General features: G+C 46.0%; 26 protein-coding genes. 2 read left to right on the top strand and 24 right to left on the bottom strand.

What is annotated here, in order from left to right; all coding sequences use genetic code 11:
* Positions 1-213, top strand: a 213-nt coding sequence (locus DA100_RS20370) for an outer membrane protein transport protein (protein WP_171052269.1), incomplete at its 5' end; no start/stop codon positions are given.
* A gap of 71 nt (positions 214-284) precedes the next feature.
* Here the strand turns inward: DA100_RS20370 and DA100_RS20365 are convergent.
* From DA100_RS20365 to sixA, 23 genes are all read right to left on the bottom strand, one after another.
* The gene (locus DA100_RS20365; RefSeq protein WP_138973802.1) at positions 285-1046 is read right to left on the bottom strand and encodes a VacJ family lipoprotein; all 762 of its coding nucleotides are present in this window, start codon (positions 1044-1046) and stop codon (positions 285-287) included.
* A gap of 66 nt (positions 1047-1112) precedes the next feature.
* A complete protein-coding gene (gene ccmI, locus DA100_RS20360; RefSeq protein ID WP_138973801.1) occupies positions 1113-2330 on the bottom strand; it encodes a c-type cytochrome biogenesis protein CcmI in 1218 nt (405 codons plus the stop codon).
* Complete coding sequence (locus DA100_RS20355) at positions 2330-2812, bottom strand: cytochrome c-type biogenesis protein (protein ID WP_138973800.1); 483 nt, start codon at positions 2810-2812, stop codon at positions 2330-2332. Before DA100_RS20355 ends, ccmI begins: the two co-directional genes overlap by 1 nt.
* Positions 2809-3363: a DsbE family thiol:disulfide interchange protein gene (locus DA100_RS20350; RefSeq protein ID WP_138973799.1), complete on the bottom strand. Its 555-nt coding sequence runs from the start codon at positions 3361-3363 to the stop codon at positions 2809-2811. Before DA100_RS20350 ends, DA100_RS20355 begins: the two co-directional genes overlap by 4 nt.
* Positions 3363-5321 (bottom strand): heme lyase CcmF/NrfE family subunit, encoded by a 1959-nt coding sequence (locus tag DA100_RS20345; protein WP_138973798.1) that lies wholly within the window; start codon positions 5319-5321, stop codon positions 3363-3365. The genes DA100_RS20350 and DA100_RS20345 overlap by 1 nt, the downstream gene beginning before the upstream one ends.
* On the bottom strand, positions 5318-5803 hold the full coding sequence (gene ccmE, locus DA100_RS20340; RefSeq protein WP_138973797.1) for a cytochrome c maturation protein CcmE: 486 nt from the start codon (positions 5801-5803) through the stop codon (positions 5318-5320). The genes DA100_RS20345 and ccmE overlap by 4 nt, the downstream gene beginning before the upstream one ends.
* Positions 5800-6006 (bottom strand): heme exporter protein CcmD, encoded by a 207-nt coding sequence (gene ccmD / locus DA100_RS20335; RefSeq protein WP_138973796.1) that lies wholly within the window; start codon positions 6004-6006, stop codon positions 5800-5802. The genes ccmE and ccmD overlap by 4 nt, the downstream gene beginning before the upstream one ends.
* A gap of 2 nt (positions 6007-6008) precedes the next feature.
* Entirely contained in the window at positions 6009-6761 is a 753-nt protein-coding gene (locus DA100_RS20330; RefSeq protein ID WP_138973795.1) for a heme ABC transporter permease, read from the bottom strand.
* Positions 6762-6863: 102 nt separating this feature from the next.
* Positions 6864-7532, bottom strand: coding sequence for a heme exporter protein CcmB (ccmB, locus tag DA100_RS20325; protein ID WP_138973794.1), 669 nt, complete (start codon positions 7530-7532; stop codon positions 6864-6866).
* 2 nt (positions 7533-7534) lie between these two features.
* Complete coding sequence (gene ccmA / locus DA100_RS20320; RefSeq protein ID WP_138973793.1) at positions 7535-8155, bottom strand: cytochrome c biogenesis heme-transporting ATPase CcmA; 621 nt, start codon at positions 8153-8155, stop codon at positions 7535-7537.
* Between the two features lie 192 nt (positions 8156-8347).
* A complete protein-coding gene (locus DA100_RS20315; RefSeq protein WP_138973792.1) occupies positions 8348-8842 on the bottom strand; it encodes a DUF2802 domain-containing protein in 495 nt (164 codons plus the stop codon).
* Complete coding sequence (locus DA100_RS20310; protein ID WP_004413313.1) at positions 8842-9336, bottom strand: chemotaxis protein CheW; 495 nt, start codon at positions 9334-9336, stop codon at positions 8842-8844. Before DA100_RS20310 ends, DA100_RS20315 begins: the two co-directional genes overlap by 1 nt.
* A gap of 37 nt (positions 9337-9373) precedes the next feature.
* Positions 9374-10381 (bottom strand): chemotaxis protein CheW, encoded by a 1008-nt coding sequence (locus DA100_RS20305; protein ID WP_138973791.1) that lies wholly within the window; start codon positions 10379-10381, stop codon positions 9374-9376.
* Positions 10374-11150 carry a ParA family protein gene (locus tag DA100_RS20300; protein WP_138973790.1) on the bottom strand — a complete coding sequence of 259 codons (777 nt, stop codon included), beginning with the start codon at positions 11148-11150 and terminating at the stop codon, positions 10374-10376. The genes DA100_RS20305 and DA100_RS20300 overlap by 8 nt, the downstream gene beginning before the upstream one ends.
* 9 nt (positions 11151-11159) lie before the next feature.
* Positions 11160-12278 (bottom strand): chemotaxis response regulator protein-glutamate methylesterase, encoded by a 1119-nt coding sequence (locus DA100_RS20295; protein WP_138973789.1) that lies wholly within the window; start codon positions 12276-12278, stop codon positions 11160-11162.
* Positions 12279-12302: 24 nt separating this feature from the next.
* On the bottom strand, positions 12303-14504 hold the full coding sequence (locus tag DA100_RS20290) for a chemotaxis protein CheA (protein ID WP_138973788.1): 2202 nt from the start codon (positions 14502-14504) through the stop codon (positions 12303-12305).
* Positions 14505-14513: 9 nt separating this feature from the next.
* A complete protein-coding gene (locus tag DA100_RS20285; RefSeq protein WP_138973787.1) occupies positions 14514-15233 on the bottom strand; it encodes a protein phosphatase CheZ in 720 nt (239 codons plus the stop codon).
* Positions 15234-15272: 39 nt separating this feature from the next.
* Complete coding sequence (cheY, locus tag DA100_RS20280) at positions 15273-15641, bottom strand: chemotaxis response regulator CheY (protein ID WP_006879571.1); 369 nt, start codon at positions 15639-15641, stop codon at positions 15273-15275.
* 45 nt (positions 15642-15686) lie between these two features.
* The gene (locus tag DA100_RS20275; RefSeq protein ID WP_138973786.1) at positions 15687-16421 is read right to left on the bottom strand and encodes an RNA polymerase sigma factor FliA; all 735 of its coding nucleotides are present in this window, start codon (positions 16419-16421) and stop codon (positions 15687-15689) included.
* A complete protein-coding gene (locus DA100_RS20270; protein WP_171052268.1) occupies positions 16414-17301 on the bottom strand; it encodes a MinD/ParA family protein in 888 nt (295 codons plus the stop codon). Before DA100_RS20270 ends, DA100_RS20275 begins: the two co-directional genes overlap by 8 nt.
* Before the next feature lie 13 nt (positions 17302-17314).
* Positions 17315-18790 (bottom strand): flagellar biosynthesis protein FlhF, encoded by a 1476-nt coding sequence (gene flhF / locus DA100_RS20265; RefSeq protein ID WP_138973785.1) that lies wholly within the window; start codon positions 18788-18790, stop codon positions 17315-17317.
* 29 nt (positions 18791-18819) lie between these two features.
* On the bottom strand, positions 18820-20913 hold the full coding sequence (gene flhA, locus DA100_RS20260; protein WP_138973784.1) for a flagellar biosynthesis protein FlhA: 2094 nt from the start codon (positions 20911-20913) through the stop codon (positions 18820-18822).
* A 190-nt stretch (positions 20914-21103) separates the two neighbouring features.
* Positions 21104-21568 carry a phosphohistidine phosphatase SixA gene (gene sixA, locus DA100_RS20255; protein ID WP_138973783.1) on the bottom strand — a complete coding sequence of 155 codons (465 nt, stop codon included), beginning with the start codon at positions 21566-21568 and terminating at the stop codon, positions 21104-21106.
* 312 nt (positions 21569-21880) lie between these two features.
* On the opposite strand from sixA, the gene DA100_RS20250 reads away from it, so the two are divergent.
* Positions 21881-24655, top strand: a complete 2775-nt coding sequence (locus tag DA100_RS20250; protein WP_138973782.1) for an insulinase family protein — start codon at positions 21881-21883, stop codon at positions 24653-24655.
* On the opposite strand, the gene DA100_RS20245 is transcribed toward DA100_RS20250, so the two are convergent.
* Positions 24647-25246 carry a VOC family protein gene (locus DA100_RS20245; RefSeq protein ID WP_138973781.1) on the bottom strand — a complete coding sequence of 200 codons (600 nt, stop codon included), beginning with the start codon at positions 25244-25246 and terminating at the stop codon, positions 24647-24649. The genes DA100_RS20250 and DA100_RS20245 overlap by 9 nt on opposite strands.
* Between the last annotated feature and the right edge of the window lie 5 nt (positions 25247-25251).

The raw sequence follows: 25251 nt of genomic DNA, 5'->3' as shown, positions 1-25251 counted from the left end.
GACCGCACATGGTTAAGTCTAGGAGCTAGCTACCAGTTCACTGACCAATTCTCACTAGACGGTGGCTTTACTTATATCCTAGCCAAAGATGCGCCAATTAAAGAACCACGTGATAAATCAGATGAATTTGCTGCATTAACTGGTGGTAACTTTGAGGGTGAGATTTCAGGCGATGTATGGCTAATCGGTGTACAAGCTAACTACACGTTCTAATCATTAGAAATATTTAGTAAAAAGGGCTTGGTCGATGACCAAGCCCTTTTTTATCAACAATATCCAGCGCTTTAGAACTCTTCGAGATACTCATCCAAAAACGCTTCTTGATCCTCATCGTAGTCATCTGTTACGACTTCAGCTTTGAAGTTCTGACGCTGGATATAAGCATCACGAGTCAATGCATACGGGTCAGGCGAGTTGTCAAGCAGCACTTCTTGGTTAACGAGCACTGCACGAGTCTCCATTCCTTCTAATGCCCATTTACCTAGCCCTGCCCAGATATTAAGAAAGGACAACGGTACATACATACCGTCGACAACATCTGTCGCTTCACGGACAGTCCATGGGCCGTAACCCGGAACCATAACGTAGGGGCCATTCCCTACCCCGTAATGACCCACTGCGTCACTGAACGCTTTTTCATTATGGTCAGTGATGCCCGCCTCTGATGCGATATCGATTAAACCCGCTAAGCCAAACGTGGTGTTAATCCAAAAGCGGTTAAAGTGGTCAAGCGCTTTACTGCCATTGCCCATCAACAGATTGTTAATCATGCTAGAGGGTTCATCGAGGTTGCCTAAAAAGTTACGGATGCCACTGCGGATCGGAGTTGGCACGTAATTTACGTAGGCCAAAGAGACAGGTCGTACGAAATATGGGTCTAGATAATCATAGTTAATGGTCCACATTGAACGGTTGAAACCTTCAATAGGATCATAGGCTTGTTGCTGGCTTAAGCCTTGCTCATCATCGGGAGGCGTGCTGGCACATCCAGACAATGATAACACTGCGCATAGTAAAATCCCTAACCGCGAGTTGATACTCTTCATTATTATAATTTCCATAAAAAAGGCCGGTGAAAACACCGGCCTACTGCAATGAATAACCTACAGTTATTAATACTGATTATTAATCATAACTTCAACTGGTTCACCCATTTTAACGGCTTCGCTCTCACCAAACCAGTCCCCTTCTTTCGTTGCAACGTTTCCATCACTATCGATGCGCACGCGAACCATTAAAGAATCAAGGGAAGAGAGTTTTCTGTCTTGGAGCATACTGTTACCATCGTCCAACACTACCGTTCTTGGGAAAGTGCCTAATGGGTAACGAGCAGCGGCGACCGGCATTGGTGAACCATCGGCAGAATGCACAGACACAATCAATGATGAGTTCGGATCAGCGTTCACACCAGCACCAAGCGAAATGCTTACCGCGACAGACTTGCCAGTACCAACTTGTTGACCCATCTGCTTTTGTGCATTTTCGATACTTCTGCTTAGCATTTCATAACGGCTGTCTTCAGGACCAATCATCTGTTGCATAATGCTCCAGTAACGAACCGCAGCAGCAAAATCTTTACGCTCGAATGAGTCAAACGCCAGTAAGGAGAAGACGCGCAAATCGACGTAATCTTGCTGAACAAGCTTACCGAGTATATTGCGAGCTTTATCCTGATCGACATCATCCTGTGAAAGCATCAACGCTTGCGCGTAACCGAGCATGATGTCGGTATTCTGAGCTTCGAGGTTGTACGCTTTTTTCATCGCACCAATCGCCGTATCGATATCTCGGTTCGCCAATGCGATACGTCCCAACAGTAGCCAGCCAGTAGAATCATCTGGTTGGTAATGTAGGCGGGTACGCAATGCTAACGTCAAATCAGCCATCTCGTCATCACTTAACGCTGCGCCTTCAGGAGACATCAGTTTCTTAGACAAGGCGGGTAAGTTAGCACTAACTTGCTGCCACTGCATAACGTCTTGCGAAGCACCGAACTTAAAGTAAAGGCCATAAGAGAGACCGATAACCAATAAGGCTGAAGGCACAATAACGGCCAGCGCAGAGGTGTTACTCTCCTGCTGTTTGGCGTTATCTGCTGGAATATCGTCCAACAATGATTGCTTAAGATCTTCAATCAAGTCTTGCTGGTTGTCGACCAAACCTTCATCGGTTTCTTCTTCCAGCTCTTCAAGACGATCTTTATAAAACGCTTTGTTGAGTTCATCACGCAATTCAGCATCGTTGTTGTTCTTTCTTTTAATGAAAGGCATGGCAATCATGACAATACTGATTGCAATAAGAATGACTGAAGCTATCCAAAATAGTGTCATTACTGCTTGTCTCCATCATTCTTTTCATTAAGCAGAGCCTTTAGGCGTGCTTCTTTATCGGCATCCCACTGCTGGCTGTCGGCTTTTGTGTTGGTCTTGGTTTTGCGGCTTCTAATAAGAATGAAACCAAAACCAAACATTACCACGGCAATGGGACCTAACCACAAGATTGAAGTCGCGACTGTAAACGGCGGGTTGTAAGTGACGAAATTACCATAGCGAGCAATCATATAATCGATGATGTCTTGCTTTGATTTACCTTCTTTGGTCATTTCATAGACTTTTTGACGTAAATCGACAGCCAATTCGGCATTCGAATCCGCGATGGTATTGTTTTGGCATTTAGGACAACGAAGCGTGCCGCCAAGCTCTTTAAATTGCTGCTCTTGTTCCAATGTATCAAACTCATACACTTCAATTGCAGCATGAGCAGTCAGCGCAAACAACAAACTGGTCGCGATAGCGAGTATCCACTTTTTCATTGCTTCGCCTCCGCCAACATTGCTTCATACATTGGCTTAAGCTTCTCATTCCAGTTTCGCGTATTCACATCGCCAACATGGCGGTAGCGAATAATGCCGTTCGCATCAATTAGGAATGTTTCAGGAGCACCGTAAACACCAAGATCCAACCCAAGCATACCGTTGCCATCGAACAAGCTGATCAAATACGGATTGCCTAAATCATTCAGCCAACCGACCGCTTTTTCTCGATCATCTTTATAGTTCATACCAATAATCTTGACGCCTTGAGACGCCAGTTCATTCAGGTATTGGTGCTCTGCATAACAAGTAGGGCACCAAGTCGCCCATACGTTAAGTAGTAGCGGCTCGCCTTTAAAGATGGCCTGATCATAGAGTTTACCCGGCTCAGCTAGGTCTTCTAACTTGAACTTAGGCACCTCTTTGCCAACTAACACAGATTCCAATTTAGTTGGGTCATCACCGTGTTGGTTTTTAACTAGCTGGGTGGCAAAGACTGCCACCAAGCCCAAGAACGCCACTAGGGGAATAAACAGAAACTTCTTATTCATTATGCCTCCTGCTTCTTCGCACTCTTTCTAAAGCGGTAACGTTTATCACTGATCGCAATTGCTCCACCAAGAGCCATCAATAACGAACCAGCCCAAATCCAGCGAACAAACGGTTTGTAGTAAATACGTACCGCCCAAGACTTGTTATCGTCTAAGCGTTCACCCATCGCTATGTAAAGATCTCGCGTGATTCCACGATCAATCGCCGCTTCAGTCATCATAGAGCGTGCGGTGGTATAGAATCGTTTCTCAGCATGTAAGGTGTTGATGTACTTGCCGTCGCGAGTAATTTCAAAGTCAGCAATGTAACCATCGTAGTTAGGACCATCTTTGTCGCGTAGACCTTGGAAGTAGAAGTCATAACCTTGGATTTCAAAATGTTCGCCTGGCGCAAGCCTTACGTCACGCTCGATGCTGTAGTTTTGCACCATCGCAATACCAATCACAGTAACGGCTAAACCGAGGTGACCAAGCATCATCGCCCAGTGGCTGCGTTGCAGTTTCTTCACACCTTCGACAAACGAATGACGATGTGTCGCGCGTTGGTGAAGTTCGTAACCGTGTAGACACAGGATCCACAAAGACATGACCCAACCTAGGTAAGCCATAAACTGGAAACGTTCTGATAGAAGAACAACAAACACAGCAGCAAAGACCAGTGATACCACACCCGACACGAGCATCGGTTTAACTAGCCCAGACAAGTTGTCACGCTTCCAGCGGATCAGAGGACCGATACCTAACAGGAACGCAAATGGAATCATTAACCAAGCAAACAACATGTCAAAGAATGGCGCACCGATCGATACTGAACCTAATCCAAGCTGTTTGTGAACGAGTGGCAGTAACGTACCAACAAGTACGACAACTAGCGCCGCAATAAGCAGCACATTATTCGCAAGCAGAGCATTCTCGCGAGATACAAGTTCAAAGTTACCACGGACACGCACTGATGCCCCTTTCACTGCGAACAGTAGCAGCGAACCGCCAATCACAAACACTAAGAAGCCTAGAATAAACATACCGCGAGCGGGATCGGATGCAAACGCATGTACCGAAACCAAGATGCCCGAACGAACTAAGAAGGTGCCAAGCAGACTCAATGAAAACGCTGAGATTGCAAGCAGTACAGTCCACGCTTTAAAGGTACCGCGTTTCTCTGTCACCGCCAGTGAGTGCATTAACGCCGTGCCCGCTAGCCATGGCATAAATGACGCATTTTCTACTGGATCCCAGAACCACCAGCCGCCCCAGCCAAGTTCGTAGTACGCCCACCAAGAACCTAGTGCGATGCCTAGCGTCAAAAATAGCCATGCGGCTGTAGTCCAAGGACGAGACCAACGTGCCCAAGCCGTGTCGAGACGACCTGTCATTAACGATGCAATTGCAAATGAGAAGGCAACCGAGAAGCCTACATAACCCATGTATAGCATTGGTGGGTGAATGATTAAGCCAGGGTCTTGAAGAAGTGGGTTCAGGTCACGGCCATCCACGGGGAAGAATGGCAATGTACGCAAGAACGGGTTAGACGTCAGAATAACAAACAGTAGGAAACCCACAGTAATCATTCCCATCACCGCTAAAACGCGAGCCACTGATTCTTGAGGCATCCCGCGACTGAACGAAGCCACAGCGACTGTCCAACCAGCTTGAATTAACACCCAAAGTAGAAGCGAGCCTTCATGAGCACCCCATACTGCCGTCAGACGGTAGTACCATGGAAGCTGGCTGTTGGAGTTGCTGGCTACATAGTTAAGCGTAAAGTCATTGGTATAAAATGCCCACAGCAATGCACCAAATGAAACGAAGAGGAGTAAGAACATGCCCCAAGACAGAGGTCTGGCGCTGTTCATCAATAGAATATTGTTACGTGATGCCCCAACCGCTGGCAAAATACTTAGCAAGACAGCTAATGCCAACGAGACAATTAGGGCAAAATGTCCAATTTCAGCAATCATTGATCGCTTCCTTGTTTTTGTTGTTCAGTGTATTGAAGTGGCTCATGCGTTTTCTTCATTGCTTCCGCAATTTCAGGTGGCATGTACTCTTCGTCGTGCTTAGCGAGAACTTCAAATGCTTCGATAGTCGTCGCATCTTTCAGTACACCTTGTGCAACGATACCCTGCCCTTCACGGAATAGATCTGGCAGGATACCGTCGTACAGAATCGTTACCTTAGGCCCTACGTCATGCAAGTCGAATGAAACACGCAGAGATTCTGTATCACGTTTCACTGACCCTACGACAACCATGCCGCCAATACGAAGACGCTGGCCTACTTCAGGTTTAGTGCCGTCGGGTTTACCATTAACAAGTTCAGTCGGTGTATAGAAAAGATCCATATTCTGATTAAGTGCGTACAGCATCAAACCTATGGTTGCACTGATACCAACAAAGATCGCGACAACAATGCCGAGTCTCTTTTTACGTCTTGGGTTCATAGTGTGTTCTCCAAATTTTTAGCTGCATCTATACGAGCTTGTCTATCCACTTTTGCTTGAACTTCATTAAGTAGCGAACGGCCACGACGCAGGCTGACAACCAGTAAAATCAGCATGGCACCAAACGTGACACCAAACGCTGTCCACACATATCCTGCATAGCCACCCATAGCCAAGAAGTCACTCAAAGATTCAAAATGCATGTTTAACTCCCTCTCTGAGATTTATCCGCCGCCAGCTTCACCACCCAAGGACGGTGGCTCTCTTTGCTTATGATCTCGTTGCGTAAGCGGATCATAGCCAGTGAACCAAAGAAGAAGGCAAAACCGAAAATGTTCAGTAATAGCGGCCAAAGCATATCGTTAGAAATCGATGGCTTTTCAAATTTTGTAATCGTTGCGCCTTGGTGAAGCGTATTCCACCATTCTACTGAGAAGTGAATGATAGGCAGATTGACGACACCAACGATGGCAAGAATGCCCGCAGCCTTAGCCGCTGTTTTCTGGTCATCGAATGCATGGTAAAGAGCAATCACACCTAGGTACAAAAATAGCAGGATCAGTTCAGCGGTAAGTCGTGCATCCCATACCCACCAAGTCCCCCACATCGGCTTACCCCAAATTGCGCCAGTGATCAGAGCAATGAAGGTATACACTGCACCGATTGGTGCCATGGCCGATGCTGCCATATCCGATAAACGTACTTGCCAAACAATGCCGATGAATGCGGCTATCGCCATCGACATGTAGACACCCATAGACCAAATCGCGGCTGGTACGTGAATATAAATAATTCGGAAACTATCGCCTTGCTGGTAATCAGAAGGTGCGTAGGCAAGCCCCCATACAGTACCGACAGATAAACATAGCAGTGCTAGTACAGAGAACCATGGCAAGAGCTTACCGCATAACTGATAAGCTGACTCAGGCTTGGCATAAGGATGGAGCCATTTCCACATTGTTGATCTCACTCTTACTTCAGGTTTGTCTAACTATTTGTTAAACAATTATTAGTTTTGTAATTTATATAAAGGGGAAAACTCGTGCTTGATCGAAATCATCTAATTTACACTTACTCGAAGTGCGGCACTGATTGCAAACGGGGTTAGCGTCATTGCTCCGATAAACATCGCGCCTAATATTGCTAATTGACCGTTGTACGCCATTCCCAATGAAGCGGCATCAATCGCTGATGTCGCAAAAATAAGGATCGGAATATAGAGAGGAAGAACCAATAAGCTCAACAAAACCCCTCCTTTTTGTAACCCCACCGTTAGCGCCACACCAATCGCGCCGATAAAGCTCAATGTTGGCGTACCGACCAACAAGGTTAAAACAACCGCTGACCAAGTGTTGAAATCCAACGACAAGAGAACAGACAACAACGGGCTAATCAATATCAGAGGCAACCCTGTCAATAGCCAATGGGCGATCACTTTAGATATCACTACGATAGGCAATGGGACAGGCATTAGCATCATTTGTTCCAATGCACCGTCTTGAAAATCATCACGGAATAATCGCTCGAGTGAAAGAAGAGCAGAAAGTAAGGCTGCAACCCAAACAATACCTGCGGCTATTCGGGCTAATAAATTTGGCTCAGGACCAATACTGAGAGGAAATAGAGTAATCACGATAATAAAAAACCACAGCGGGTTAAAAATATCGGCTTGTCGGCGAAAAGCGATAAGAAGCTCACGTCTGATAATGCTATTAATAGTGCCAAACATGGTTAATCACCCAATTTAATTTTTCTAAGTTTTGGGTTGTCTGCGAACATGTCTTGGTGCGTGGTAAACATAACAATGCCGCCACTTTCCGCATGCTGCAAAAACAGTGATTCAAGCACCTTTACGCCCTGCTTGTCTATTGCAGTGAGTGGTTCATCCAGAATCCAAAGTTTATGATCGCTTAACCACAATCTTGCTAGCGCTACGCGTCGTTGTTGTCCGGCAGAAAGCTGACCGACAGGAACATCTTCACGCCCAGCCAGGCCCACTTTTGTTAACGCGTTATAAATTGTGTGTTTGTCATAAGGTTGACTTGAATGAATGCTTAGATAAAAACGTAGATTTTCGTAAGCAGTAAGCTCGCGTTTCACCCCAGTCTGGTGACCGAGAAAGAGTAAATCCTGATGAAATAGATCCCGACTCGATTCAATCTCTTCACCATTCCAGCTTATGCTACCGTTATCGCGATCACCAAGCCCGGTAATAATACGAAGCAGCGTGGTTTTGCCTGTACCATTTCTTCCTTCAACTTGAACTAACTCTCCGGAATTAATCGTAAAAGACAAAGATTCAAAGAGAACTCTTTCGTCTCTTATCGCTGTCAATTGAGATACTTCTAACATTTGTGGGATCACTAGATAAACTACGAAGGTGTATCTTACCACACCCTTTTCATCTCAAAACAGAATTAGACCTATACGAATCACGAAACTAAGTAAGAATCTGTTAATAATTAAGCATAACTCTTAGTAAATACCACTAAATGGTTACAAACACACATAAAAAAAGTGCCCTTAGGCACTTTTTCGTTTTTTTTATCGTCTGCTACTGCGCTTTCGTTCCGCTATTTTTCGTCTTTCGGGACTGCTTTCTAGCGGTGGTACCTTTTCCTTGCCGGCGATTTTATTTTGTAGCGACATCATAAGTTCCGCTTCGGCTTTCGGCAGTTCACACTCTTCAATCAACTCGTTGACGTCAGCACCGAGTTGAACCATCTTACTCGCCCGAGAATACAGGCGGCCATCATTGTCCGCTTGCTCTAGTTCGGTAATACGCTCGTTTAAATGCTGAATGATACCCTGCTGCTCACTGACACGTTGCCCAAGTCCTACCACAACGGATCTTACTTCCAACAACTGTTTATTGGTTTTTTGCAGCTCTTTATCTAAATGGCGGTTTTGTTGACGAAGATGCTCAGACGAGCGCGTTTGTCCACGCTTTAGTCGTAATAACGCTAAGCCTAAAAACAACAATATTAAGGCTATCGCTCCGGCAATCACCGGAGCACTGGTCATCCAACTCGTATCCATTATAGGTGAGCCATCTCATCCCATTCTTCATCGGTCAGTAGCTTGTTAAGGTCTACTAGGATAAGCAGCTTGCCATCACGGTTGCTGACACCTTGGATGAATTTAGCACTTTCATCTGTACCAACGCTTGGCGTAGTGTCAATTTCAGATGAACGCAAGTAAACAACTTCAGCCACGCTATCAACCAGAATACCGATGACTTGATGCTCAGATTCGATAACGATAATACGAGTATTATCCGTGATCTCGCCTTCCATCAAACCAAAGCGTGAGCGGGTATCAATAACTGTTACAACGTTACCACGTAGATTAATAATACCTAACACGTAATCAGGTGCACCTGGTACTGGCGCGATTTCAGTGTAACGCAGTACTTCACGTACTTGCATTACATTGATGCCGTAGGTTTCTTCTTCTAGTTGGAACGTCACCCACTGAAGCACTTCGTCGTTAGACTGCTCTTTTCTTACTTCTACTTCATTAGTTTGAGACATACCTTATCCTCTCTAAGCCTAAATCGGCATAAATGTTCTAACTATCTAGTGCTTTGACATCAAGCCCTGCATTAAGCATAGCTATCAATGCTTCAACATGGACCAAAGCACACATTTTTTCTTTAACCATTCCAGCAAGCCATGGGCGTTTACCCGCCGTTTCTCGCCAGCGTACCATTTCAGGGTTCAATGACTCGGTACCCATCAACTCAGTGGATGCCAAGCCCCACATGCTCTCACCGAGCATGACTATGTACTGATACTTTTCTTTGTGACTATCGTCTTTGAGCTTTTCAGCCATCACCCATTTTGCTGTATCCACAACATCCAACTGAGCTTCACGACTGGTCTGAAGGCCTAAATACCAGTCTGGGCGACCGATAAGATGGTTCAGTTCAGCAATGCGGTGGATACCGCCAAGTTCATCAAGTGGAACGGCAAAAGTGACATTATTCACGTCAAAATACAGAACCTGAAAATCGCTTTCCCGCTGAGTCGAATGCCAAGTACCTAATCCACGATTGCCAGACTGTGTTTCAAGTTGAGGTTCAACGTCAGCGACGGTTTCAACATCCACTTGTGGCTGTTCAATTTCTACTTGAGGAGCGTCAAACTCTTGCTCAACAACAATGTCGGGCTCGGCAACAGTTTCAACCGCAACCTCTTCGATGTCCCACTCTTGAACTTCTTCGATCTGTGGCTTGGTTTGTACTTGAGCGATGTTGAGCGTATTTTGCTCCATCACTTTTTCAAGTTCTAACTCAGCGACAGGGTTGGTCGATTCAAGCTGTTTAAGCAGACGCTCGACATCATCTAACTTTGGTACTTCAATTTCCTCTGTTGGAAGACGGTAGTAGCTCTTTTCTTCCACAGACTGAACTAACGGTTCTAACTCTATTGGCTCTAAATCAGGTTCAGGGACAACGGATAGTATTGATTCCTGCGTATCAATTTGTTGCTCGTCGCCTTCCATACTCTCTTCAAGGAGAGCAGAGAAGTAATCATCTAGCGCTTGTTCGCTTGAGAGCGATGAGTGGTTAGTCATCGATGGCCAACCTCTCTAGATGAATGAGCAACTGCTTGTAAGCAAACACGCCACGGCTACCTGAAGCAAAGTGCGACACTGGTAAGTGTTTTAAACTGGCATCTCTGAACTTAGTGTCTATCGGTACTGCCGATGACCAAACCTGACTTGGGTAATCTTTCTTCAACTGCTGTAGCGTCTGAAGTGAGGCGCGTGTACGTTTGTCATACATGGTCGGAACTATGGTGACCTTGAATGACTTATTGCGTGACTTTTGCATAATCGCCAGCGTACGTACCATGCGCTCTAGCCCTTTCATCGCTAGGAATTCAGTTTGCACCGGGATCAAAATACGATCACTTGCCGCAAGCGCATTGACCATCATAACGCCAAGAATCGGTGGGCAATCGATCAACACATAGTCATAGTGTCCTCTGATTGCCAATAACGCACGCTTGAGAATCAATCCCATACCACTTCTGTTGCCCATCACACGATCTAATGTCGCCAAAGACATGTGCGCAGGGATCAAATCGATACCTTCAATATCGGATCTCATCACTAACGGCATCACACTTTGCTCGGTGTACTCTTTTAGCTGAAACAGATCAAACAAGCTTGAGGCAACAGTGTCTGAATCGTAACCAAGGTAAGTGGTTAAAGACCCATGAGGGTCTGTATCAACTAAGAGAACTCGCTTACCTTGTTTACTAAGCAAACCAGCCAGCGTAATGGTGGTCGTCGTTTTACCAACCCCGCCTTTTTGGTTTGCTATGCTCCATACAATCATGAATGACCTCTATGCTAGACCGACTTCGACTAACATACGCTCAGCAATTCGATCCAGCGGTAAATCTTCGGTAGAGATCCCCGCTTTTGCAACGGCTTGTGGCATGCCATAAACAACACAGCTTTCTTCATCTTGAGCCCAGATTGTCGCGCCTGCACTTTTCAGCATTCGTGCACCTTCTCGACCATCCGCACCCATCCCAGTCAACACCATTGACAGAACTTGGTTAGAGTAAATCTTAGCTGCGCTACCAAAGGTGACGTCCACACATGGTTTGTAGTTCATGCGGTCACCACCATCAATGACACGTAACTTGGCGGATCCAGGACGACCTTCAATCATCATCTGCTTACCACCTGGCGCCAAATAAGCGACACCCGGTTTTAATACATCGCCATCTTCCGCTTCTTTCACTTGAATCTTACATAGCGAGTTCAATCGGCTAGCAAAAGCGGCCGTAAATGTCGCTGGCATATGCTGAATGAGAACAATGGGATGAGGATAATTGCCAGGTAATTGTGTCAATATTTTTTGTAGTGCGACAGGGCCACCCGTGGAGGTGCCTATCGCAGTCAATTGATACTTCTTACCGCTCGCTTTAAATCGCGTTGCAACCGATGGTCTTGCCGCTGGCGTCGGAGCTGGACGAAGTGGTGTACGTCCTGCTGCCGGAGCCGGAGCTGTCGGCTTCGTCACCGCTGGTCTAACAACCGCACGTCGCATTGAAGCACGTTTAGAAGCAATCTGAATAACGCGCTGTTGTAGCAAGGAGACGGCTTCGTCACGGTTACGCGCAATGTCTTCAAACTTTTTAGGTAAAAAGTCTAACGCTCCCGCTTCAAGCGCATCTAACGTTGCCTTCGCACCGTCATGAGTCAGCGATGAAAACATTAAGATAGGTACAGGACACTTAGCCATAATCTCTCGAACGGCGGTGATGCCGTCCATGACCGGCATCTCTATATCCATCGTTATGACATCTGGCTTGATAGTTAACGCTTTTTCAACCGCTTCCTTACCGTTAGTGGCAACATCGATAACCTCCAACCTTGCCTCAGCGTTAATTATTTCACTCACGCGACGACGGAAGAAACTCGAATCATCAACTACTAATACTTTGATCGCCATATTTGTCCTTCTATATCTCGCGATTTAGATTCGCGAAGCAGCGGCATACTGCTTAAGCAAATCTGGTACATCTAGAATAAGTGCAATGTGACCGTCACTAGTGATTGTCGCACCCGCCATACCCGGCGTTCCTTGTAGAAGATTATCTAAAGGTTTAATCACGACTTCTTCTTGACCTATCAAGGTGTCGACGACAAAACCAACACGCTGGCTACCAATTTGCACAATAACCACATGACCATGGCCTTTACGCAGTTCAACTTTACCCGCTCGAGGTGCCAGCCAATTTTGTAGATAGAACAGTGGAATAGATTTCTCACGAACGATGATTGTCAACTGACCATCAACAACGTTTGTACGGCTCAGGTCTAAATGGAAAATTTCATTCACACTCGCTAACGGTAGTGCAAACGGGTGACCCGCAACGCCTACCATTAGAGTTGGTAGAATCGCCAGTGTTAACGGTACCTTGATAGTGATCTTGGTGCCTTTGCCCATTTCTGAGTCAATATCGATAGAGCCATTGAGGGTATTGATCGCCGTTTTCACTACGTCCATACCTACACCACGACCCGAGATATCAGAGATTTGCTCCTTACTCGAGAAACCAGGCATAAAGATGAGGTTGAAACACTCTTTATCCGTCAATCGTGATGCTGCGTCTTCGTCCATTATTCCGCGTTTAACGGCGATGCCACGAAGTTTATCAGGGTCCATACCACTACCATCGTCAACGATAGCCAGTTCAATATGGTCACCTTCTTGAGATGCAGATAGGATCACTTTACCTGTTCTTGGTTTTCCTGAAGCAACGCGCGCTTCTGGCATTTCAATGCCGTGGTCAACTGAGTTTCTCACCAAGTGAATCAATGGATCCGCTAGCGCTTCAACAAGGTTTTTATCAAGATCCGTCTCTTCTCCACGCATCTCTAGCGTGATGTCTTTGTTCAAGCTACGTGCTAAGTCGCGGACAACGCGTGGAAAACGGCCAAATACTTTTTTGATTGGCTGCATACGCGTTTTCATGACCGCGCCCTGTAGGTCAGCAGTCACTACGTCTAGGTTTGCTACCGCTTTAGACATCTCTTCGTCGTTGCTATTCAAGCCTAAGCTGAGCAGTCGGTTACGTACCAATACCAATTCACCCACCATGTTCATGATGATGTCTAGTGTCGAGGTATCAACACGGACGGTCGCTTCTGCCTGAGGCTTTTTAGCTTGAGTCGCCGGAACTGGGGCTTCTTTCTTCGCTGGCGGTTTAGGTTGTTCTTTTGGCGCAGTCGCTACCGCTGGTTGTGGCGCCGCAGCTGGTTTGACTGGGGCAGCCGGTGCAGGGTTAGCGGCAGCAGGCTTAGTCGCCGCATCTAGCTCTTCAATTGACGGGCCTTTGCCTGAACCATGAAGATCGTCAAGAAGTCTCTCAAACTCTTCATCGGTCATTAGATCGCTATCGCCAGCCATAGATGGGGCTGCTGGTGCAGGCACAGGTGGCGGGGTCGGAGCATCACTCTCTCCTGGCGCTTTACCTACACCGTGTAATTCATCGAGCAGTTTCTCAAATTCATCATCGGTGATATCACCACTCATCTCTGCACTCACCGCAGGAGGTGGTGTCGCTGGTGCGGCTGGTTTGCTGGCAGATGTGCCAGGAGCACTTCCTGCACCGTGAAGCTCATCTAGCAGTCTTTCGAATTCGTCTTGAGTAATTTCATCGATAGATCCCGCAGAGACGTCAGCTTTAGGTGCCGGTGTTTCAATGACGGGCTCAGGGATAACAGGCTCGGCTTGAACGGTTTCTTCAATAACAGGGGGAGCGGAGACGGCTTCATCAGCGGATGCAGGCTTGCTTAAGCGATGCAATTCATCCAACAGATCTTGTTCTGCACGTGGCAACGGTTCTCTATCTTGTACAGCTCGGAACTGTTCATTGACCGTATCCAGCGCTTTAAGCATTGTATCCATAAGGCTAGCATCAACGTGACGCTGGCCATTACGCAGGATATCGAACACGTTTTCTGCACCGTGACAAGTATCAACGAGTTCAGTCAACGACAGGAACCCGGCACCACCTTTAACAGTATGGAAACCACGGAAAATGGCATTTAATAGATCTTTATCTTCAGGATTATTTTCTAGTTCAACCAACTGCTCTGAGAGTAGTTCTAGAATTTCTCCCGCTTCGACTAAAAAGTCCTGAAGAATGTCTTCGTCTAAATCGTAGCTCATATGTTACCTCTAAAACCCAAGACTTGAGAGTAAGTCGTCGACTTCGTCTTGTGATGAAACCGCATCATCCCTTTCTTGAGGATTAAGGATAGGTCCCTCAGGGTCTGTCGATGCTTTGTTCTTGTTATGTGCACTTTGTTCCAGCTGACTAGAACCAAACGCAGTCAGAATTTCGACTAATCTACCTTCAACTTCGTTGACTAAGGTAATCACACGTCGAATGATCTGCCCGGTTAGATCTTGAAAATCTTGAGCCATTAGAATCTCTGTTAGCTGTCCCCTAAGTTCAGAGCTATCACCTTCCACTTCCCCTAACAGGTCGTCGATTCGGTGACACAGAGCTTTAAATTCGGCGAGCTCTATTCGACCATGCATAAGTTCATTCCATTGAGGACGAACTTGCAAAAGCCCATTATGCAGGTTGTCCGCGATGGGTAGACAACGGTCTACTGCATCCATGGTTTTATTCGCGGCGACTTCGGTCTTATCAATGACGTACTGGAGGCGATCCCTTGCATCTGGGATTTCGTCATTGGCGATCTCGCTCATTCGCTCATCAACGCTAAAGTGTTTAATTGACTCATGTAAGTCACGAGTCAATTCCCCAATTTCTTGTAGCATCGGATTTGAGATGTTTTCGTATATGCCTTTAACAAGAAGATCCGCTTTTTGTTGTTGACCATCTTCTAATAGCTCGACGAGCTGCTTTGCCTGTTCTAATGAAATCATTCTGAATTGGCCTTTCACGCTATTCAGTCAATACCTTGACTATAAGCGCTCAAAAATCTTATCTAGTTTTTCTTTTAATGTAGCAGCAGTAAACGGTTTAACGATGTAGCCGTTAACGCCCGCTTGAGCAGCTTCAATGATTTGCTCACGTTTAGCTTCAGCCGTGATCATCAACACTGGTAAGTGTTTTAGCTCATCGTCAGCTCGAATATGCTTTAGAAGGTCAATACCTTGCATACCTGGCATATTCCAGTCTGTCACGACAAAGTCGAACTCACCTTTTTTTAACATAGGTAACGCCGTTAAGCCGTCATCCGCTTCTTGGGTATTATTGAAACCCAAATCACGAAGTAAGTTCTTAACGATACGGCGCATTGTTGAGAAGTCATCAACAATAAGGATCTTCATGTTTTTATTCAAAATTGCCTCCACTGAGTTCGAGATCAGTGATTTTTACTCATTATTTGTCCATGCACTCAACTTTGTGCGTAGACGCTGCATTGATTGGCTTAGTATTTGGCTAACGCGTGACTCGCTAACACCAATTACTTCACCGATTTCTTTTAAGTTTAACTCTTCATCGTAATAAAGCGAAAGTACTAAAGCTTCTCTCTCTGGTAGAGATTTAATCGAGTCTATCAAGGCCTTGCGGAAATATTCATCAGCGACACCCTGAAAAGGTGCATTCTCTTCGTCACTATCATCGGAAGTAATGACGTCTTCTGAAACTCCGAGGTCTTCAATCCCGACCAAACGTGAACAGTTAATATCCGTTAATATCGTATGGTATTGCTCCAGGCTAATGCCCATGTGCTGAGCGACTTCTGTATCGCTGGGGTCACGGTTTAATTGCCCTTCTAACTCTGAAATGGCTTGGCTTACTTCTCGGTTGTGCTTATGCACTGACCGAGGAACCCAGTCTCCACGGCGAATATCGTCAAGCATCGCACCGCGAATTCGGATACCCGCATAAGTTTCAAAGCTCGCCCCTTTACTACCGTCGTAGTTTTTCTGGGCTTCGAGCAATCCGATCATCCCCGCTTGAATAAGGTCTTCTACTTGCACACTTGGCGGTAATCGCCCTAGCAAATGATGAGCAATACGTTTCACCAACACCGAGTATTTCTCTAAAAATACCCGCTGACTGTTTTGGTTTGCGTACTGTTCATAGGTCAACGCCTTATTCACCAAATGGTTCCTCTAACATCTCTGGTCTATTCAGTAAGCGTTCGACAAAAAACTCAAGATGTCCACTCGGTGTTTTCGGAATTGGCCAAGTTAGTGCTTTGCTTGCCAATGAGCCGATTGCTAATGCCGCTGGAGATCTTGGAAATGCGTCGACAACAATCTTTTGCTTTTTCACTGCTTGTCTAACTTTATCATCCAACGGAATACATGCTACGAGCTCAAGGCTCACATTCAAGAATCGCTCTGTGACCAAGGTCAACTTTGCGAACAATTCTCTTCCTTCTCGGTAGCTTCTGACCATATTTGCAACAATTTTAAATCGTTGTACCTGATGGTCTTTGCTCAATAGTTTAATTAAAGCATAAGCATCAGTGATCGATGTGGGTTCATCACAAACAACCACAACCACATCTTGCGCTGCACGAGAAAAGCTGACAACCATATCGGAAATACCTGCTGCGGTGTCGATTAGCAGCACGTCCATTTCATCTTCCAAGCTACCAAATGCTCGGATCAGTCCAATATGTTGTGCGTGCGACAACTCTGTCATCGATTGAGTACCGGAGGTTGCTGGAATAATTTTAATTCCATGCGGCCCTTCTACAATCGCATCTTTGAGTTCGCATTCACCAGCAAGAACGTGGCCAAGGTTTTTCTTAGGTCGAATGCCAAGCATTACGTCGACATTAGCCAGACCAAGGTCCGCATCGAGTACCATGACTTTCTTACCTTGGCGAGCCATCGAAATAGCCATTCCCAACGTTACATTTGATTTACCAACACCGCCTTTACCACCCGTCACTGAAATGACCTTTGTTAAAGAAGGCTGCGTTAAACGGCGCAATCCGCTAGCTTGGTCTTGTATCATAATCTTCGTCATAATCGTCCGCCGCCTAGAACCTCTCCGCTTCACTATTCCAGTAGTGAGGTTCATCATCTGTCGACTTCTCAAGTAATTCATTTGCTTTAGCGACCATATATTTTGGTTGCGCTATAACAATGTCTTCAGGAACTCGTTGTCCATTCGCGATATAAGCCACTGGCAGCGCGTTTTGCACTGTGACACTGACAAACTCACCTAAACTCAGTGACTCATCTAGCTTAGTCATAATGCATCCAGACAACGGGATACGTTTAAAGTGATCAATCGTTTCCTGCAGTACTTTTCGCTGTGCAGTAGCAGGTAAAACTAGGTAGCTGTGGATCATCTCTCCACTCTCATGCATCAAGGTGTCTAATTGTTCCGATAGTCTTACATCACGCTGACCCATACCCGCCGTATCAACAAGAATTAGGCGACGATTTCTTAACTGATATATTACATCGGCTAACTCTTTAGAATCTTTAGCGACTTTTACTGGACATCCCATAATTCGTCCATAAATCGCAAGTTGCTCATGCGCACCAATACGGTAAGTATCGGTTGAAACCAACGCAACGTTATCTGCGCCGTATTCCATCGCGGCTCGCGCAGCTAGCTTGGCCACTGTGGTTGTTTTGCCCACACCTGTTGGACCTAACAGAGCAACAACACCGCCTCGTTTAAGGATATCTTGCTTAGCAATAGGAATTTGATCGGACACTAGCCCCAGTAACGCCTTCCATGCCTTGGTTGGTGGCGTATCTTCTGGGATATAGCAAGCTAACTGGTCAGCAAGATCAGATGACACGCCCATGCGTTCAAGACGTTTGATCAACATAGCACGCAAAGGTTCTCTACGTTCGACCTCTTGCCACATAAGTCCCGAAACCTGATGTTCCAAAAGACGACGAATAGAGGTCATCTCTTCTTTCATCTCTTCTAGGTCTTCGTTGGCGACGATGTTTTCAGGCTGTCGGGAACGCTCATAACGAGTTGGATCGAGCTTTGCCGCTGGCTTTTGAATTCTGCGGTCTTCGGCAATCAATCTCGCTAAAGGCGAATCTTGCTGAATTTGAACATTTTCGCGATCACCATAACGTGCTGCATTTTGACGTTGTAGCAGCGCCGATAGGGAGTCTGGATTGCTCTCCTCATCACGACCATCCGTTGCCGATTTACCATTGCTGTACTGTTTAAGCATGCTGGCAAAACGCTTGGTCATGGATCGACCAGAATCTGCTTGCGATTGGAGACTGACTCGATCTTCATCTAACGTTCTATTCGAAGCAGGCAAACTCGCCGGAGCCTGACGAACGGGTGCATGTCGTGGATTCGAGTTGTAGCTGTTACTAGAACGATTCGCTCCATCGCTATCAACCGCGGCGACGATTTCTACTCCACCCGCGACTTTTTTGTTCGACATGATTACCGCATCATCACCAAGTTCTCCTTTAACTTGGAGCAGGGCTGTGCGCATGTCTTTGGCAAAAAATCGTTTAATTTTCAAATTATGTTCCGTATATCAACGCATTAGAACTAGTTACCGACAGCTTGAACAATGCGAATTTGTTTCTCGTCAGGGATTTCTTGATAAGAGAGTACTCTTAACGAAGGAATCGTGTTTTTGACAAATTTGGCTAATGTAGAGCGTAGTACACCTGATGTCAGAAGGACTGCTGGCTCGCCTTTAAGTTCTTGCTCTTGTGTTGCATGACTTAAAGAAGATTGTAGTCGTTCTGCGAGACCTGGCTCAATTCCTGCGGATTCTCCTCCAGACGCCTGCATGGTCTGATGCAAGATTTGTTCCAGCTCAGGAATAAGGGTAATTACGGGCAACTCAGGCTCTATACCATTGATTTCCTGAACAATTAGTCGCTTAAGTGCAATACGAACAGCAGCGGTCAGGATGTCAGGTTCTTGACTCTTACTTGAGTATTCGGACAAGGTTTGAACTATGGTTCGGATGTCCCTGATCGGTACCGCCTCATTGAGTAGATTTTGCAGCACTTTTACGACCACACCCAATTGAAGCTGGTCTGGTACAAAACTCTCCACCAGCTTAGGCGTGCTGCGTCCGAGCATTTCGAGAAGATTCTGCACTTCTTCGTGACCAATGAGCTGAGATGCATTGTTGGTGAGCAGTTGACTCAAGTGAGTCGCCAGTACGGTTGACGAATCGACAACGGTATATCCGAGCGCCTGTGCATGCTCTCGTTGCTCTTCACGAATCCAAACCGCTTCGAGGCCGAACGCTGGGTCAATCGTCGGCTCTCCGTCAATCATTCCATAGACTTGACCTGGGTTGATTGCCAGTTCCATATCCGGTCTGATTTCTGCTTCACCTACCGCAACACCCATAAGGGTAATTCGATAGCTGTTCGGTGTCAGCTCAAGGTTGTCACGAATATGTACTGCTGGGATTAAGAAACCAAAATCTTGAGAGAGTTTTTTTCTTACCCCTTTCACTCGCTCTAACAGCTCACCACCTTGGTCTCGGTCAACAAGCGGGATCAAACGATAGCCAACTTCAAGCCCAACAATATCGACGGGCTGAACATCATCCCATGACAGTTCCTTAGGCGTTGGCGAGTCTTGTTCGGTCGTGGTTGGAAGTGATGTTTTTTCCGCAGCGCGTTTCTGCTTGTAATTAATCCAGTATGCGCCGCCCGCAGCCAACGATGCCAATAACAGGAAAGCAAAGTGCGGCATTCCCGGTACAACCCCCATCACACCCAGAATACCAGCGGTGATCATTAGTGCTTTAGGGTTGTCGAACATCTGGAACACGACCTGTTGGCCCATGTCTTCATCGGTATTTTGGCGCGTCACCATAATCGCCGCTCCGATAGAGAGCAATAGCGACGGTATTTGAGCAACCAAACCATCACCGATCGTCAGTAGCGTATAGATTTCTATCGCTTCACCAAAGCCAAGTCCGTATTGCACCATACCAATCGACAAACCGCCGATGATGTTTATGAACAAGATCAAGATACCCGCTATCGCATCACCTTTAACAAATTTTGACGCACCGTCCATCGAACCATAGAAGTCTGCTTCTTTGGTGACTTCCTGACGTCTTGTTCTTGCTTGGTCTTGGTCAATTAGGCCTGCATTAAGATCGGCGTCGATTGCCATTTGTTTACCCGGTAACGCGTCCAAGGTAAAGCGAGCACTAACTTCTGAAATACGTCCCGCACCTTTAGTAACAACCATAAAGTTAATGATCATCAAAATGAGGAACACCACCAAACCGACCGCATAGTTACCACCAATAACGACACTACCAAACGCTTCAATGACGCTACCTGCGGCGCCAGCACCTTCGTGACCATAGAGTAGAACAACACGGGTAGAAGCAACATTAAGAGCGAGCCTCAAGAGGGTTGCAATCAGCAGCACGGTAGGAAAAGCAGCAAAATCGAGCGGTCTGCGGGTGTAAACCGTTACCAGTAGTACCACCATGGCCAACGCGATGTTGAAGGTGAAAAACAAGTCGAGCAGGAAGGCAGGAATTGGCAATATAACCATCGCCAACGTAGCCAAAACCATGACTGGTGCGCCAATCGCTGGCATAGCACGTTGTGGAATCGAAGGCAGCTTGTCAGCAAACGGCAGGGAAAACTTCATAGTTAGGTAGCTACAATATTGGATAAAAAGAACAATTTGGTTTGACTATGCAATATCCAGTCCATTAATCCTGTCAAATTTATGGCTGAGGGATGGGCAACCAAACATCCACCAGGTTGACGCGAAGAGACGTTAGGCATACACAGCGACCAAATTAAAAAAAACTGGGCTGAAGTACGCCACAAACGAACTATGGGTGGATATTAAACATCAACTCACCAGTTAATTTCTGTGGCGAGTAGTCAATAGACACGAGACCCGATGTCGGAAACATTGGCGGAATCATATCCGTAACAAACTCAGCGGTTAGATAACCAACGAGAGGAAGGTGCGAAACAATCAGAACACTCTCCAATTTGTGTAGATCAACCAATGCAGCAACGTAATCAGCTACCTGTTCAGAATCACCGTAAGGGGTGATGTCTGGGCATGTTTCTACATGATCAGTTGTGAAGCAAGCTGAGATTTCTTGCCAAGTTTGCTGCGCTCTAATGTAAGGGCTTACAAGTACTCGGTCAAAGTGAGCAAAACCTTTATCCGCACAGACTCGGGCTACCGCTAGAGATGCACTTCTGCCGCGCTCCGTCAGCTCTCGTTGCTCATCACTTTCAGCAAAATGTTCCGCTTCTCCATGACGCATAATGAAAATTTTCATGGCTTATTCCTAATGCTATCCCCGCATTACACATCGATGCGGTTATTGTTATGTGGCTGCTTGTATGGCAGCTTGATTTATTATTGTGTGACGATGTTTCTTAGCCACGATAGTTTTTTGAGCTATGAATAATTATATCAACTCCAAGATGAAAGACTCTGACTTTCTTAACACTCTTTAAAGTCAGATCATTCTATTTCTATCACTCATTTTGCTCATATTTCTCAAACAGATAGTTTGCAGTCAGCGGTATCCGAGTCATAATTACCCTATCGCTCATAGTAGCATCGCTTAATTTCCGGAGAATGTATCGTGCACATTAGTCCAAATGATACCAATCAATACCGTTACTTAACTCTGACTAATGGCATTCGAGTATTATTGATCCACGATAACAGTGCGCAGAAATCCGCAGCGGCATTAGCAGTCAATGTTGGTCACTTCGACGACCCCGTCGAACGAGAAGGGTTGGCGCATTATCTCGAACACATGCTATTTCTCGGCACAGAAAAATACCCGAAAGTTGGCGAATTCCAAAGTTATATTAACCAGCATGGCGGCAGCAACAATGCTTGGACGGGAACGGAACATACGTGTTTCTTTTTTGACGTTTCACCCAATGCCTTTGCAACCGGTCTCGATAGGTTCAGTCAATTTTTTACCGCCCCGCTATTTAATCCAGAAGCCTTGGACAAAGAGCGCCAAGCCGTTGAATCAGAGTACAAACTCAAGTTAAATGACGATTCCCGCCGTCTTTATCAAGTTCAAAAGGAGTTGGTCAATCCCGAGCATCCCTTTAGTAAATTTTCGGTGGGTAACCTCGAAACTCTGGGGGATAGAGAGGGCAAATCAATTCGAGATGAGATCGTCGCTTTTCATTTCGAGCAGTATTCAGCCGATTTGATGACGCTAGCCATCACGGGGCCTCAAGGTCTCGACCAACTCGAATCTTGGTGTATTGAAAAATTCACAGCCATTCCGAATCATAAACTCGTCAATAAAGAGGTTACCGTTCCTTATTGCCAAGAGGATTCGACGGGCATCTTGGTTAACATTGAACCGATAAAAGAGATACGCAAACTCATACTGACGTTCCCAATGCCAAGCATGGATCAGTATTACCAATCTAAACCCCTCTCCTATTTCGCCCATTTATTGGGTTACGAAGGCAGTGGTAGCCTAATGATGGCTCTCAAAGAGCAAGGTTGGATTACCTCTTTATCAGCCGGAGGCGGTACCAGTGGTAGTAACTATCGCGAGTTTTCAGTGAGTTGTGCGTTAACACCAAAAGGACTCGATCATACCGACGACATTATCCAAGCGGTATTCAGTTACCTTGCACTGATTAAGGAACATGGGATGGCAGAGTGGCGCTACCTTGAGAAACAGGCCGTTCTTGAGTCCGCCTTCCGTTTCCAAGAACCGACTCGACCGCTCGATTTAGTCAGCCATTTAGTGATAAACATGCAGCACTATCGTGAGCAGGATGTGATCTATGGCGACTTCATGATGAATCACTATGATCCTGAGCTTCTGACCTCACTGTTTGACTATTTTACGCCTGAGAATTTACGATCGACTCTCGTCGCAAAGGGTTATGACTACCCAAATAGAGCAAAATGGTATTTTACGCCCTACGGTGTTACGCCACTCTCAGCCGAACAGAAAGCGTTTTTCAGAGAAAACAGCAGCCTAAGCTTTGCTCTACCGGATAAAAACCCATTTATTTGCTTTGATTTAGATCTGAAGCCGTTAGAGACGCCGCACGAAACGCCACAGGTGCTGGAAGAGCTACCCGGGTTCAAACTCTGGCACCTGCAAGACACGGAATTTCGTGTGCCTAAAGGGGTCATCTACATTGCGATAGACAGCCCTCATGCGGTCGCCAATCCACGTAACATAGTTAAAACGCGCCTTTGCGTCGAGATGTTCCTCGATAGCCTAGCAATCAACACATACCAAGCTGAGATCGCGGGTATGGGCTACAACATGTATGCCCATCAAGGTGGCGTAACCCTCACCATTTCTGGTTTTAGTCAAAAGCAGCCTGAATTGATGAGATTGATCCTCAGTCGCTTCGCTCAACGGGACTTTAGCGAAACTCGCTTTGACAACATAAAACAACAGCTTTTAAGAAACTGGTTGAATTCGGCTCAAGATCGCCCTATATCGCAACTGTTCAATGCATTAACTGGCATTTTGCAGCCAAACAATCCCCCCTATGCTGTTCTGGTAGAAGCGTTGGAAACCATCAATGTCGATGAACTGTCTAGTTTCGTTGATTCGATTCTGGCTGAGCTGCATGTTGAAATGTTTGTCTATGGGGATTGGACCAAGGCAGACGCTTTGTCTCTCGGCACGACGTTAAAAGATGCTTTGAGAGTCCAAAATCAGCAGTATGAAGAAGCGCTGAGACCATTGGTCATGTTAGGCAAGAATGGCTCATTCCAACGAGAAGTGTTTTGTGACCAAGAGGATTCAGCCACCGTTCTTTACTACCAATGCGACGACACCAGCCCTCGCAGCATTGCACTTTATTCACTTGCAAATCACTTGATGTCTGCGACCTTCTTCCATGAAATTCGCACGAAGCAGCAGCTAGGATATATGGTTGGGACGGGCAACCTGCCACTTAATCGCCATCCAGGTATCGCGCTATATGTACAATCACCCAATGCCGCGCCTGCGGAACTGATTCGTTCCATTGATGAGTTCCTCAATGCATTTTACATGGTGTTGTTAGAACTCAATGAATATCAATGGCATAGCAGCAAGCGAGGCTTATGGAACCAGATAGCCATGCCTGACACAACACTGCGCGGTCGCGCTCAGCGACTATGGGTAGCGATTGGCAATAAAGATATTGAATTCAATCAAAGAGACTTAGTCCTTGATGAGTTGAAGAGACTAACCAGAACAGACATGATTCGGTTCGTGGTCAATGAACTCAAACCAAGAACCGCAAATAGGCTCATAATGCACACACAAGGTAATGCGCATCATGAGTCCGAGAAGCTAGACTTAGGCCTAGAGATTGGTTCGATCGAAGAGTTTCAACTCAGGCCTAAAGATGTCGAGTTAGGCTGATTGTTCAGACTCAACAATGCTCTTTAATGAGTGCGGGTGTAACTTGATGCACACCCCTTGATATTTGAATGCTACTGTTGGGTTATTTAAGCGCTCCCCCTCGCCTTTCGGGCTTGAGAGTTTCACTTTCACGCCCTTATCTGCAAGGCTGTCCCAAGCAAGACTTAGTTGAGGAAATTGTTGCTGAATATCAGCTAAGTACTCTTCCGCTGTCGTTGCTTGTGACGGAATCACAAACTCTACATGTTCCCAGCTCTGCTCAGGATACGTCTTACCCTCAGCAGGATATGGCAGTTCCAAACACTCAATCGTCCAATCTAAACCTTTCACAGGTGTATCAAACTGAATCACGATGATCGGACGACCATTAATCTCAGCTTCAGAGATAACTTTTCCCTCTTTTTGCCACTCTTGATGTGCTAATTCGGCTAACTCGCGGTCGTTAATACGTAACGCAATATGATCGGCTTGGAAAGGCGCAAGATTTATATGCAAGATATCGCTTAAACTCTGAATTTTATGCATAAATTGTTCGAGGTTCAGTTTCATCTGCGCAGGCATTAATTGCGCGTTTTTCAGCTGCTGTGACATTTTTG

The sequence above is a fragment of the Vibrio sp. Hep-1b-8 genome (assembly GCF_006124995.1).
GTDB lineage: Bacteria > Pseudomonadota > Gammaproteobacteria > Enterobacterales > Vibrionaceae > Vibrio.
The sequence above is the reverse complement of the archived record's forward strand: the minus strand, read 5'-3'. Positions and strand labels throughout refer to the sequence as shown.